Genomic DNA, 13,049 nt, shown 5'->3' on the forward strand with positions numbered 1-13,049 from the left:
TCTCTCTTTCGGTCCGCCGCGGAGCGACGCGTCGGCCAAACGCACTTGTCGCTTCGCTTCTAACGTGAGTCAGTGACACGCACGGCTGTGGGTCGTCGAGCGCGGTTCCGGGTGGTGGCGTGACCGAGCCCGAGTCGGTTCGCGAGGCTGCACGCGCTGTCGACGTAGACGAATCGCTGAAGGAGCGCGCGATGGACGAAGCACCGGTCGGCATCACCATCTCGGACCCGTCGCTGCCGGACAATCCGCTGGTGTACGTCAACGACGCCTACGAGCGGTTGACGGGGTACAGCCGCGAGGAGGTCATCGGGCGGAACTGCCGCTTGCTTCAGGGGCCGGACACCCGCGAGGAGCCGGTGGCGGAGATGCGGCGCGCCATCGACGCCGGCGAGCGCGTCTCCGTGGAACTCCGGAACTACCGGAAGGACGGCACGGAGTTCTGGAACCGGGTGGAGGTCGCGCCCATCTACGAGGACGGCGCGGTGACGAACTACGTCGGGTTCCAGACAGACGTGACTCGCCGGGTGCTCGCCGAGCGCGCCGCCCGCGAGCGGGCGCACGGCCTGCGTGACGAGCGCGCGACCCTGGCGCGCGTTCTCGACCGCGTGAACGGCCTGCTGGGGGATGTGACGACGGCGCTCGTTCAGGCGACCACGCGAGAGGGTCTCCAGCGGGCGGTCTGCCGGCGCGTCAGCAGCGGCGATTCGTACGCGTTCGCGTGGATCGGCGAGTACGACTACGCGTCGGAGGCCGTGAAGCCGGCCGTCGCGGTGGCCGGGGACGGCACGGAGTTGACGGACTTCGAGGTGTCGCTCGGCGACGACGACCCGGCGGTGCGCGCCGTCGAGACCGACACCGTCCAGGTGGTCGACGCGTCGACGGGCGGCGGGCTTCCCGGAGTGGCGCTGCCGAGTCGGTTCGAGTCGATGGCGGTCGTCCCGCTGACGTACCACGACTCGACCTACGGCGTGCTCTGTATCTGTGCCACCACCGAGGCGTTCGACGACCACGAGCGCGTGGTGTTGCGCGCCATCGGCCGCGCGACCGCCACTGGCATCAACGCGGTGGAGAGCCACCGGCGCGTGGAGACCGACGAGCGCACGGAACTCACCTACGACCTCTCGTCCGCGACGTGGTTCGTCACCGACCTGGCGGCGGCCGCCGACTGCGACTTGGAGTACGTCGGTGCCGAGCGGACCGACGGCTCGCTCACGCTCCTGTTCGACGCCTCGGCGTTCGACGGGGACCCGGGTGGACTCGCGGACGAGGTCGACGGCGTCCGCGCGTCGTCGCTGGTCGCCGACCACTCCAACGGCACGCTGCTGGCGTTCGAGGTGCTGGACTCGTCGCTGGTCGCGGCGCTGGCCGAGCGCGGCGTCGACGTCGACGCCATCGAGGCGACCCCCGACGATGCGGAGCTGGTTCTGGACGCGCCCGGAGACGCCGACCCGCGGTCGCTCACCGACGTCGTCGAGGACCGCTGTCCGGGTGCGGAGCTCGCCGCCATCCAGGAGCACGCCTCACCGCCGTCCAGCGAGCGCGCAGCGCTGGCGTCGGTCGCCGACGACCTGACCGAGCGCCAGCGCGTGGTCCTCAAGCGGGCGTACGCCGCGGGGTTCTTCGATTCGACCCGGGACGTCTCCGGAGCCGAGCTAGCGGACTCGATGGGGCTGTCGCCGTCGACGTTCCACCAGCACCGGCGGGCGGCGCTCCGGAAGCTCGTCGGTGCCGCCATCGAGTGCGACGACCTCGACGACACCCTCACTTGAAGCAACCGCGGCGATACCGGAAATTTGGGCTGTCACGCTTACGACGTGTTCATCCCAACTACCGGTTGGACCATGGCAGCACCAGGCACTGAATCGACGTGGCTGTGGCTCGGGACGGCTGGAATGTTCCTCGGGATGGTGTACTTCATCGCCCGAGGGTGGGGTATCGAGAACGAACGACGACAGAAGTTCTACATCGCCACGATCTTCATCACGGCAATCGCGTTCGCGAACTATCTGGCGATGGCGCTCGGATACGGCTTGACAACCGTGACAGTCGCCGGGGAGGAACTCCCCATCTACTGGGCGCGGTACACGGACTGGCTGTTCACTACCCCGCTGTTGCTGTACGACCTCGGCCTGCTCGCGGGCGCAGACCGGAACACCATCGCGACCCTCGTCGGCCTCGACGTGCTGATGATCGGGACCGGTGCCGTCGCGACGCTGACCGGTGCCGGAACCGACGCAATCGGGACCGAGGGCGCGCGCCTCGTCTGGTGGGGCATCAGCACGGGCTTCCTGCTGGTGCTACTGTACATCCTGTTCGGGTCGCTGACCTCGCAGGCGAAGTCGCTGTCGAGTGACGCCCGGGGAACGTTCGGGACGCTCAGAAACATGATTCTCGTGCTGTGGCTGGTCTACCCGGTGTGGTGGCTGGTCGGCACCGAGGGCCTCTCCGCCGTCGGCATCGGCGTCGAGACGGCCGGCTTCATGGTGCTGGACCTCACCGCGAAGGTCGGGTTCGGCTACATCCTGCTGCGCAGTCACAGCATCCTCGACGCGGCCGAGACTCGTCGGGAGGCACCCACCGGCGGCCAGCCCGCGGACGCCTGACGTGCCCCGGCGAGGGTCGAGTGGACTCGCCAATCTTTTCGACGTGCGCGCGAAACACGAGCCGACAGTGACACGAACCGCCGCCGCTCGCACCGTGACCCGCTCCGGGAGCCGGTCTCTTCGGGAGACGCCCGGCGGACAGCACCGGAGGCGTGGCCGGTGACGACGACGTACGTGGCGTTCCTCGCGGCGTTCGTTCTGCCGCCGCTCGCGGTGCTCGCCGCGCTCCGCGTCGCTCGCTGGGACGGTGACTACCGCCGCCTGGGCGGCATCGGGGTGCTGGTCGTGCTCGCGATGGTGTACACGACGCCCTGGGACAACTACCTCGTCGCGCGCGGCGTCTGGTGGTACGGCGACGGCACCGTGGCGGCGTCGCTCTGGCACGCGCCCGTCGAGGAGTACATCTTCGTCGCCGCGCAGACGCTACTGACGGGACTCTGGGTGCAGTCGCTGCCGGTCCGCGACGACCCCGACTTCCTGCCGACGCGCCGCGACGCCGCTGCCGGCCTGCTCGCCGGCGTCCTCGTCGCCGCCGTCGGCGTCGCGTTCCTCGCTCGTGACGCCACGTTCTATCTGGGTGCCATCCTCGCGTGGGCCGCGCCCGTGCTCGCGCTCCAGTGGGCGGTCGGCTGGCGGTACCTCTGGGCGCGCCGCCGGCTGTACGGCGTCGCCGTCGCCGTCCCGACCCTCTACCTGTCCACCATCGACCAGTGGGCCATCGCGGACGGCATCTGGGTGCTCGCCGACCAGTACACGACCGGCCTGTCCGTCCTCGGGCTGCCGGTCGAGGAGGGCGCGTTCTTCCTCGTGACGAACGTCTTCGTGACACAGGGGCTGGTTCTCTACGCGTGGGTGGTCGCGCGGTGGCGCTGACCGCCCTCGGCTCCCGGGAGCGAGCCACGCTCGCGGGCCCGGCGCTCGCTGTCGGCTGGCTCGCCGTCGCGCTCACCGCAGTGCCTGTGCTCGCGGGCGTCGAGCTGTCGCCGACGGTCCGGTACGCGCCGCTGGTGGCGAGCGCGGTGCTGTTCGGGATGCCCCACGGTGCCATCGACTACGTCGCGCTCCCGCGAGCCGTCGACGGCGAGGTGTCGGGCCGCTGGCTCGCGGCCGTCGGCGTTCTCTACCTCGTCCTCGGCGGCGCGTACGCCGCGACGTGGTTCGCGTTCCCGGTGGCCGCCGCGCTCGCGTTCGTCGCAATCACGTGGCTGCACTGGGGACAGGGCGACCTCTACCCGCTGCTGGAGTTCCTGGATACGGACTACCTCGACACGCGCACGCGACGCGCGGGGACGCTGCTCGTGCGCGGCGGCCTCCCGATGCTCGTCCCGCTGCTCGGCCACCCCGAGCGCTACCGGGCGGTCGTCGCGGCGTTCGCGGCTCCGTTCGGTGCGAGCGCCGACGACGTCGCCGCGCTCGCGCTGTTCGACCCGGCGGTCCGACTCGGGCTCGGCGTCGGATTCGCCGCGCTCACCGTCGGCGTACTCGCAGTTGGGCGACGGCGCACCCGGAATCCGCGGGCGTGGCGCGTGGACGCCGCCGAGACGCTGGCGCTGTGGGCGTTCTTCTACGTCGTCCCGCCGGTGTTCGCGGTCGGCGTCTACTTCTGCGTCTGGCACTCGGTGCGGCACGCCGCGCGCGCCATCGCCGTCGACGACTCGGTGCGGCCGTCGCTGCGTGCGGGCGACGTGCTCGGGCCGCTCGCGCGCTTCGGGAAAGAGGCGGCTCCCCTGACGGCGGTCGCGCTCGCACTCGTCGGTGGACTCTGGGTCGCGGTGCCGGACCCTCCGACCACGCTGGAGGGCGGTGCCGCGCTCTACCTCGTCCTGATTGCGGTGCTGACGCTCCCGCACGTCGTCGTGGTGACGTTGATGGACCGCGCGCAGGGCGTGCTCTGAAGCGGGACTGAAAACGTTTACCTCCCCGCAGGGCGAACACCGCTCCAAGAGACCAGTATGGCCCAGGACATCAAGCCCACCCGGAAGAACCTCATGGAGATCGAGGACCGCATCGAACTCTCCGAGCGAGGCCACGACACGCTCGAACAGAAGCGCGACGGCCTCATCATGGAGTTCATGGACATCCTCGACCAGGCACAGGACGTCCGGGAGGACCTCGAGGGCGACTACCAGACGGCCCAGAAGAAGATCAACATGGCGCGCGCGATGGAGGGCGACATCGCCGTCCGCGGCGCTGCCGCCGCCCTCGAAGAGCACCCCGAAATCACCGTCGAGTCCCGGAACATCATGGGCGTCGTCGTCCCTCAGATCGAGTCCACGAAGGTCAGCAAGAGCCTCGACGAGCGCGGCTACGGCATTCTCGGGACGAGCGCCCGCATCGACGAGGCCGCCGAGGCCTACGAGGACCTGCTGGAGTCCATCGTGCTCGCGGCGGAGGTCGAGACCGCGATGAAGAAGATGCTCACGGAAATCGAGACGACCAAGCGCCGCGTGAACGCTCTGGAGTTCAAGCTCCTGCCCGAACTGTACGACGGCCAGGAGTACATCGAGCAGAAACTCGAGGAGCAGGAACGCGAGGAGATCTTCCGCATGAAGAAGGTCAAAGCGAAGAAAGAGGAGGACGAGGAAGAGGAAGACGAGGCGGCCGACGCCTACTACCTCGGCGAGGAAGACGCGCCGGCCGACGACTAGTACCACTCGCTGCACTCGCCCGGCCCGTTCGAGTTGCTTTCTGGAACTCTCTCCGTCTGCTGCAGTCGAAACCAGCTGGTTCGTGTCGACGTGGCCGCGAGCAGCGACCGCCGACCACCACGTCGGCCCGCGCCACTTAGGGGCCCGCCGGCCGTCGTGCGAGCCATGGACTGTCCGAACTGCGGCGCTGACCTCCTGGCGTTCCCCGTTCCCGACGCTGTCCGCGAGCACCTGCCCGACGACCGGGCGAGCGCCACCGTCTGCACGCACTGTCTCCGGGTCGCGCCGAGCGACGACACCGTCGCCGAGTACCCCGACTTCTCCCGCGCGAGCGAGGCGTTCCCCGACGACGGCGAGACGGCCGCCGTGCTGGCGAGCCTGCTCGCGCTCCTCGACCGGCTCGTGCTCCACCGGCAGGACGCCGATGCCGTCGCCGACATCGCGGAGCGCCGGGGCGTCGACGTTCTCCTCTTCTTGGACCGGGTCGCCGCGGACGACACAGTCGACCCGGAACTCGACGTGACTCGACGCCGCACGCAACTCGAACAGCTCATCTGAGTGCCGGCAGGCCAGCAGTTAGGGGGCTGGCCGCCGACCGTCAGTACATGGACACTGAGTGGGCTGACGCCGACCGGCTGGCCGGCTTGCGCGACGACCTCGTCGTCACTGGGGACCGCGCCAGTATCTCGGTCGAAGCACCGTACACGGGCGATGAACTCGCGGAGATTCCCGCGGGCACCGAGGCGGACATCGAGGCCGCGGTCGAGCGCGTCGAGACGGCGCAGGAGGCGTGGGCCGAGCGACCCGTCGAGGAGCGGACCGCCGTCCTCGACCGGTACGCCGACCGGGTGCTCGACGCTCAGGCCGACGTGCTGGACCTCGCGCAACTGGAGGCCGGGAAGTCCCGGCGGGACGCCTTCGAGGAGGTGCTGGACGTGGCGGCGACCGCCGACCACTACGCGACCGTCGCCGACGACCTGCTCGCCAGCGAGGGCCGCCGCGGCGTGCTTCCGGGGCTCACGAAGGCGACCGTCCACCGCCACCCGAAGGGCGTCGTGGGCATCATCTCGCCGTGGAACTACCCCGTCACGCTCGCCATCTCGGACGCGCTGCCCGCGCTGGCGGCCGGCAACGGCGTCGTGCTCAAGCCCGCCGAGCAGACAACGCACGTCGCGCTGCTGGCCCGCCGACTGCTCGTGGACGCGGGCCTGCCGCCCGAGCTGTTCCAGGTCGTCTCCGGGGAGGGCGAGCGCGTCGGCGCGGCGCTCGTCGACCACGTCGACTACGTGGCGTTCACGGGGTCGACGCGCGCAGGCCGGGAAGTCGCGGCCGCTGCGGGCCGGAATCTCGTGGACTGCTCGCTGGAACTCGGCGGGAAGAACCCCCTGCTCGTCCTCGACGACGCCGACCCCGAGAAGGCGGCGAGGGGCGCGGCCCGGGCCTGCTACGCGAACGCGGGCCAGCTCTGCATCAGCACCGAACGCCTCTACGTCCACGACGACATCTACGACGAGTTCCGGGACGCGTTCGTCGCGGCCGCCCGCGACCTCCGGCTCGGCGGCGGGTTCTCGTACGGCCCCGAGGTCGGCAGCCTCCAGAACGAGGCGCAGTTGCGGAAGACCGTCGAGCACGTCGAGGACGCCGTCGAGAAGGGCGCTGACGTGCTCGCCGGTGGCCGTGAGCGCCCCGACCTCGGCCCGTACTTCTACGAACCCACCGTACTGGAGGGGGTCACGCCGGAGATGACTGCCTTCGACGAGGAGACGTTCGGGCCCGTCGCCTCGCTGTACCGGGTTGACAGCACGGAGGCGGCAATCGAGCGCGCGAACGACTCGGAGTACGGCCTGAACGCGTCCGTCTGGACGAGCGACCCCGAGCGCGGCGCGGCGGTGGGCCAGCGAATCGACTGCGGGACAGTGAACGTCAACGAGGGGTACGCGGCCGCGTGGGCGTCTATCGACGCTCCGATGGGCGGGATGGGCGACTCCGGGGTCGGCCGGCGGCACGGCGACGAGGGCCTGCTGCGGTTCACGGAAGCCCAGACCGTCGCGGTCCAGCGCGGCCTCCGCATCGACCCCGGGCCGCTTCCGCAGGCGCTCTGGGCGAAGGCGATGTCCGGCGGGCTACGGCTGCTCGGGCGGCTCCCGGGGTGGGCGCGGTGAGCGTCTTCCTCACCGGCTTCCCGGGCTTTCTGGGGTCGGCGCTCGTCGACCGGCTGCTCGACCGCCGGGAGACGGTCCGCTGTCTCGTCCAGCCGAAGTTCCGGGACGCCGCGGAATCCCGGGCGGCAGAGATCGCGGGCGACGACTGGCAGGACGCCATCGAACTCTACGAGGGCGACATCACGGAGCCCGGGCTCGGCCTCTCCGACGACGCCCGCGAGACGATTCTGGCGGAGACTGACGAGCTGTTCCACCTCGCGGCCGTCTACGACCTGGCGGTCGACCGCGCGGTCGGCGAAGCCGTCAACGTCGACGGCACCAGACACGTCCTCGACGTCGCCGAGAACTGCGACCTCGACCGCCTGCACTACGTCAGCACCTGCTACGTCAGCGGCCGCCACGACGGCGTCTTCGGGCCAGACGACCTCGACGTCGGGCAGTCGTTCAACAACCACTACGAGGCGACGAAGTTCGAGGCCGAGGTGCTCGTGCAGGACCGGATGGCCGACGGCCTGCCGGCGACCGTCTACCGGCCCGCCATCACGGTCGGAGACAGCGAGACCGGCGAGACCCAGAAGTACGACGGGCCGTACTTCGTCATGCGGTGGCTCCAGCGCTGCCCCGGCGTCGCGCCGCTCCCGGCGTTCCCGGGGCGGGCCGGCACCGAACTGAACGTCGTCCCCCGGAACTTCGTCGTCGACGCCATCGACCACCTCAGCGAGCACGGCGACGCGGACACCGTCTACCAGCTCTGCGACGCGAACCCGCCGACGATTCCCGAACTCACGCGGGTGCTCGCCGACGTCACCGACACCCGGGTGCTCCCGATTCCGGCCACGCTCGACCTCGCGAAGCGCCTCCTCGGGACCGAGTTCGGGCGCTCGCTGGCCGGCATCCCCCCGGAGGCCCTCGACTACTTCACGCACCCGACGACGTACGTCGCGCCGAACACCCGCCGCGACCTCGCCGGGTCCGGCGTCTCGTGTCCGGCCTTCGAGAGCTACGTCGACGTGCTCGCGGCGTACGCCCGCGAGCACCCCGAGGTCGGCAGCGCGGCGATGACGTAGCGACGACTCCGGCGACGCCAGCCCCAGCGGTGACGCTTATCCGGCTCTGCACCCAATCCCGACTGTGGACTCCCCGTTCGAGATTCTCGGCGTCGACCCGGACGCCGACGACGAGGCGGTCGAGCGAGCGTACCGCCGCCGCGTGATGGAGACCCACCCCGACCAGGGCGGGTCGCTGGAGGCCTTCCAGGTCGTCAGGGCCGCCTACGAGTCCATCGAGTCCGGCGACGCCGAGACGTTCGCTGAGAGCGACGTAGAGACCGACCCCGAGTCCGACGGCTTCGACCGGCGGCCCGAGTCCGCCGAGACGCGCGTCGAGTACTTGAACTACGACGCGCTCGCCGACGCCGGCTGGAGTCTCGGCGACGCCGACCTCTTCGAGAAGGCGGCGGCCGCCGACCTCGACCCCATCGACCACGGCGAGTTCACGGTCGAACCCGGCGAGTCACTGCTGGAGGCCGCCGAGCGCCGCGGCTGGGCGTGGCCGTACGCGTGCCGCGGCGGCGCGTGCGCGAACTGCGCGGTCGCGGTCACCGCCGGCGAACTCTCGATGCCGACCGACCACATCCTCACCGAGGACCTCACCGGACAGGGGTTCCGGCTGTCCTGCAACGGCGTCCCGCTGTCCAGTGACCTCCGGGTCGTCTACAACGTCAAACACCTCCCGGGGCTCGACGAACTCCGGCTCCCGCCGTACCCCTTCGAGCAAGCGCACGCCGACGACTGAGTCAGCACTGCGTGAACCGGAACTCGACGCCTTCGCCGCCAACCGCGACGCTCACGTGGTTCGAACAGGGGGTCACGTCCCAGTCGGTCTCGCCGGCGACGCCGTCGTTCGCCTCGACGGCCAGCGTGTAGTCGTCGTCGGGCTCTTGGACCTCGAATTCGGCCGTCTCGTAGTCCCCGAGTTCGTAGGTCTCCTCGAGGTCGGCCCCGCCGCCGCTCGTCACGAGCCGGGCCGTGACCGTCCGCTGTTCCGTCGCGTCGTTGGTCACCTTCCCGGAGACGGAGTCGGCGCGGCCGCGGTGAGCGGACCCGAACAGGCACCCCGAGCCGGCGGTCAACGCGGTGCCGGCCGCCGCCACCACCGCACGACGTGATACCTCGTTCACAATTATCTCGGCGCTCGGCTCGGTAATGTGTCTTGTGTCGGCGTCGAAGCGTCGCTCGCGGTCAGTTCGCAGCGAGGTGGAAAGAGACGGGGTCGCCGTCCTTACACGCCGGTCCGGTACCGGAGGAGGCCCGCGTAGCCGCCGAACGCCGTCAGGAGCTGTTCGCCCTTCTCGAAGTCCGTGGAGATGAAGTGGGTCTCCGTGCCGCGCTGGTCGGCGATCTCCATCAGGTGGTCGATGGCGTCCTCGCGCTCGACTTCCTCGGCGTCCTCGCCGCACTCCGTGCAGGTGTGGTCGGGACTGGAGTTCCGGCGGTCGACGGTCTCGTACTCCTCGTGTTCGTTCGGGCACTCGTAGACGACGACGTCCTCGCGGAGGTCCTCGGAGACGAGCAGCCGGTCGACCGAGCCCATGATGAGGTTCTCGCGGGTCGGCTCGAAGCCGTACGTGGCCTGGTCGCCGCCGTTGAGCTCCTCGAAGAACTCCTCCATGTCGGACTTGTCGTCCATCAGGTCGGCTTCCGCGAGCGCGTCCTGCCCGGCGTCGACGAGGTCCGACAGCCCGGACTCGTCGGTGTAGGAGACGTCGAACTTCCCGAGGACTTTGTCCCGGAGTTCGTGGTGGAGGTAGTCGCCGTCGAGGAACTCGTCTTTCGTCGGCGAGGGACCGCCGACGAGGATGCCGTCGAGTTCGTGGCGCTTGGCGACGAAGAGATCGTCGGCCATCCCCGCGACCTCCTGATAGAAGTTGTCGATGGCCTCCAGCCGCAGGCGGGCGAACCGCTGTGCGGACTGGCCACCCTTCCGCTGCTTGCCGGGGACCAGCGACTCGGCGGACTTCACGGGGACGACGCGCTTGCCCTTCAGCCAGCCGACGTTCGCCTCGCGGCGGTCGAGGACGATGAGGCCGTACAGCCCCTTGTCCCCGAGCATCTCTTCGAGGGGTTCGGTGAGGAACGCCGAGTCGCAGTGGTAGCGGAACGACTCGATGGGCTGGGGCGGCGATTCGAGGACTTCGGTGACCATGTCGGTCTGACCGCCGCCGGAGTCGACCGCGCCGGAGAAGATGACCATGCCGTTGTCCGGCGGGAACGTGTCGTAGTACCGCAGCCGGTCCTTGATGGACGTCAGCGCGTCCTGGACCGCCGTCCGCGTCTGCTTGGACTTGATGTTGGAGGCTTCCGAGTGCTCCTGGGTGACGTGTGCGACGACGTCGGAGACCTGCCGCTCCGGAGGAATGTAGATGGTGACCAGTTGGGTGCCGCTGCCCTCGTAGTCCTTGAGCTCCTCGATGACCTTCCGGAACTCGTACTTGCGTCGGTCCTCGGACGGTACCTCCTCTTGCTCGCTCATTGCACTAAAGTAGCCGACCAGCCGGTAAGTAAGCTTTGACCCTCCGAGGCCGGCGGTGCCGGGTGCCAGCAGCGGGGGCGCTACTCTCCGTCGGTCGATTCTCTCTATCGAATCCCTGCGGGCGAACTGACCTGTCTCTATCAATATGTATAATTGGAGATAACGTTTATCACTCGGAATCTGATTGCTCGGGCTGCATGTCAGAAACGGCGACGACGAACGAACAGACGACGCATCAGGCGGACACGGACGGCATCGACCTGATGCAAGACGAATCGGTGTTACAGAATCGTCGGCCGGGCTGGTCGCTTTGGCTGAAAGAGATAGTCCTCGCGGCGCTCGTGTTGCTATTCGGCGTGGCGGGCGACGCGGCAGCCGGTGGCTTCCTCATCGCGGCGGTCATCTTCGGGTACGTGGTGCTTTCCCGGATGCAGTCGCGGTACCTCGTCACCGACGAGCGCGTGAAGATGAAACTTGGTCTCCTGTCCAAGAAGGGCCGTGAGTACCGCATCTCCGACCTCAACAGCATCACGACGACCCAATCGCTGTTCGAGCGGCTCCTCGGTCACGGCTCCATCACGCTCCGAACCGCCAGCAACGACGAGATTACCTGGCACGGCGTCCCCGACTACAAAGACGTCTCCCACTCGATTCGGGAGGAACAGCGGAAGTACGACCAACAGTGAGCGACGACAGCCCGTCCATTATCGTCCGCGCGATCTGGTTCGTCGCGGTCGGCTGGTGGCTCACTGGCCTGCTGCTCTCCGCGGCGTGGGCGATCAGTCTCACCATCGTGGGGCTGCCTGTCGGCGTCAAGCTCGTGAACTACGTCCCGAAGGCGCTGACGCTGAAGTCGTCCGAGGACAGCGACGTGAACCGAATCGAGGTCGGCAGGAGCAGTGGTAGCTCCCCCGGGCTCCTGGTCCGCGGCGCGTACTTCGTGTTCGTCGGCTGGTGGGCGAGTCTGGCGTGGACGGTGGTGGCGTACGTCCTCTGCCTGAGCGTACTCGGGCTCCCGGTCGGCATCAAGATGTTCAACAAGCTCCCGAAGGTCCTCTCGCTCTACGAGGAGTAACCCCGAACGCCCTCCTGCGGTTCTTCATAGCGTTCGACGTGCAGCGCCGTCGCTGATTGTCGCAGTACGGCCAAGGGTAACTTAGCGCCCGATTTGTCGGTCACCGCCAAACGCTTTATGTGACGGTGTGCGAAGATGTAGCCATGAGTGGCCGTGTGTTCGCCGTCGCCTCGGGGAAAGGCGGCGTCGGGAAGACGACGACCGCCGTAAACGTGGCTGCGGCGATGGCGGAGGCGGACCGGTCGGTGGTGCTCGTCGACTACGACCTGGGGATGGCGAACGTCGGCCAGGTGCTGGACGTCGAGGCCGCCGACGCGACCCTCCACGACGTGCTGGCGGGGGACGCGAAGCCGCTGGACGCCGTGGCGTCGGTGCCCAGCGGATTCGACGTGGTGGTCGGCGGCACCGCAATCGAGGACTTCGGGCGGGCAGACCCCTCGAAACTCCGGGGCGTAGCGGACGCGCTGCGGTCGGAGTACGACGTGACCATCGTCGACACCGGCGGCGGGCTGAGCCACGACACGACTGTGCCGCTGGGGCTGGCCGACGAGACGGTGCTGGTGTCGACGCGGCAGGCGGCGGCCCTGGAGAACACGGCGAAGACCCGGGACCTCGTGGAGCGCGTCGGCGGCAGCGTGACGGGGCTGGTCGTCACGCGCGTCTCCGGCAGCGACGTGGCGGACGACGACGAGGTGGCGGCCCTCGACGTGAAGATTCTGGGGTCGATTCCCGAGGACAGCACGGTCGCCGACAGCGAGCGCGCGGGCGAACCGCTCGTGGCGTTCGCGCCCGAGAGTCCGGCCGGGCAGTCGTACCGCGAACTCGGCTACGAACTGCTCGGCGAGTCGCCGCCGCTGTCGTTCCGGGACGGCGACGGGGACGCTGAACCCGGAGCGGCGATGGCGGAGATGATGACCGAGGACGTCGAGGGGACGGAGAGCCGGTCGCTGCTATCGCGGGTGACCGGCGGCCTCCTCGGGTCGAACGGGAAGGATTAAGCGAGAGCGCACTCCGAGAGACGCGTATGGCA

14 protein-coding genes are annotated in these 13,049 nt (G+C 69.2%); 12 read left to right on the forward strand and 2 right to left on the reverse strand.

Going from position 1 to position 13,049, the window contains the following annotated elements; genetic code table 11:
* Positions 1-119: 119 nt before the first annotated feature.
* From BMW35_RS10400 to fer, 9 genes are all read left to right on the forward strand, one after another.
* Complete coding sequence (locus tag BMW35_RS10400) at positions 120-1,769, forward strand: bacterio-opsin activator domain-containing protein (protein ID WP_089669376.1); 1,650 nt, start codon at positions 120-122, stop codon at positions 1,767-1,769.
* Between the two features lie 72 nt (positions 1,770-1,841).
* The gene (locus BMW35_RS10405; protein ID WP_089669377.1) at positions 1,842-2,603 is read left to right on the forward strand and encodes a bacteriorhodopsin; all 762 of its coding nucleotides are present in this window, start codon (positions 1,842-1,844) and stop codon (positions 2,601-2,603) included.
* Between the two features lie 159 nt (positions 2,604-2,762).
* Positions 2,763-3,476: a lycopene cyclase domain-containing protein gene (locus BMW35_RS10410; protein ID WP_089669378.1), complete on the forward strand. Its 714-nt coding sequence runs from the start codon at positions 2,763-2,765 to the stop codon at positions 3,474-3,476.
* Complete coding sequence (locus BMW35_RS10415) at positions 3,452-4,498, forward strand: Brp/Blh family beta-carotene 15,15'-dioxygenase (RefSeq protein ID WP_245708164.1); 1,047 nt, start codon at positions 3,452-3,454, stop codon at positions 4,496-4,498. Before BMW35_RS10410 ends, BMW35_RS10415 begins: the two co-directional genes overlap by 25 nt.
* Before the next feature lie 57 nt (positions 4,499-4,555).
* Positions 4,556-5,251, forward strand: a complete 696-nt coding sequence (locus tag BMW35_RS10420) for a V-type ATP synthase subunit D (RefSeq protein ID WP_089669379.1) — start codon at positions 4,556-4,558, stop codon at positions 5,249-5,251.
* A 165-nt stretch (positions 5,252-5,416) separates the two neighbouring features.
* A complete protein-coding gene (locus BMW35_RS10425; RefSeq protein ID WP_089669380.1) occupies positions 5,417-5,809 on the forward strand; it encodes a DUF6276 family protein in 393 nt (130 codons plus the stop codon).
* A 47-nt stretch (positions 5,810-5,856) separates the two neighbouring features.
* Entirely contained in the window at positions 5,857-7,413 is a 1,557-nt protein-coding gene (locus tag BMW35_RS10430; protein WP_089669381.1) for a succinic semialdehyde dehydrogenase, read from the forward strand.
* Entirely contained in the window at positions 7,410-8,480 is a 1,071-nt protein-coding gene (locus BMW35_RS10435; RefSeq protein ID WP_089670408.1) for an SDR family oxidoreductase, read from the forward strand. Before BMW35_RS10430 ends, BMW35_RS10435 begins: the two co-directional genes overlap by 4 nt.
* Before the next feature lie 64 nt (positions 8,481-8,544).
* Complete coding sequence (gene fer, locus BMW35_RS10440; protein WP_089669382.1) at positions 8,545-9,207, forward strand: ferredoxin Fer; 663 nt, start codon at positions 8,545-8,547, stop codon at positions 9,205-9,207.
* A 1-nt stretch (position 9,208) separates the two neighbouring features.
* Here the strand turns inward: fer and BMW35_RS10445 are convergent, their stop codons facing one another.
* Both BMW35_RS10445 and prf1 read right to left on the reverse strand, forming a co-directional pair.
* Complete coding sequence (locus BMW35_RS10445; protein WP_143052187.1) at positions 9,209-9,592, reverse strand: Ig-like domain-containing protein; 384 nt, start codon at positions 9,590-9,592, stop codon at positions 9,209-9,211.
* A gap of 101 nt (positions 9,593-9,693) precedes the next feature.
* A complete protein-coding gene (gene prf1 / locus BMW35_RS10450; RefSeq protein WP_089669384.1) occupies positions 9,694-10,944 on the reverse strand; it encodes a peptide chain release factor aRF-1 in 1,251 nt (416 codons plus the stop codon).
* 197 nt (positions 10,945-11,141) lie between these two features.
* On the opposite strand from prf1, the gene BMW35_RS15840 reads away from it, so the two are divergent.
* From BMW35_RS15840 to BMW35_RS10465, 3 genes are all read left to right on the forward strand, one after another.
* Positions 11,142-11,630, forward strand: a complete 489-nt coding sequence (locus BMW35_RS15840) for a PH domain-containing protein (RefSeq protein ID WP_218138601.1) — start codon at positions 11,142-11,144, stop codon at positions 11,628-11,630.
* Complete coding sequence (locus tag BMW35_RS10460; protein ID WP_089669385.1) at positions 11,627-12,019, forward strand: YccF domain-containing protein; 393 nt, start codon at positions 11,627-11,629, stop codon at positions 12,017-12,019. The genes BMW35_RS15840 and BMW35_RS10460 overlap by 4 nt, the downstream gene beginning before the upstream one ends.
* A gap of 143 nt (positions 12,020-12,162) precedes the next feature.
* Positions 12,163-13,017: a MinD/ParA family ATP-binding protein gene (locus tag BMW35_RS10465; protein WP_089669386.1), complete on the forward strand. Its 855-nt coding sequence runs from the start codon at positions 12,163-12,165 to the stop codon at positions 13,015-13,017.
* Positions 13,018-13,049: the final 32 nt, after the last annotated feature.

Origin of the sequence: Halobacterium jilantaiense (genome assembly GCF_900110535.1) — an archaeon.
Classification (GTDB): domain Archaea; phylum Halobacteriota; class Halobacteria; order Halobacteriales; family Halobacteriaceae; genus Halobacterium; species Halobacterium jilantaiense.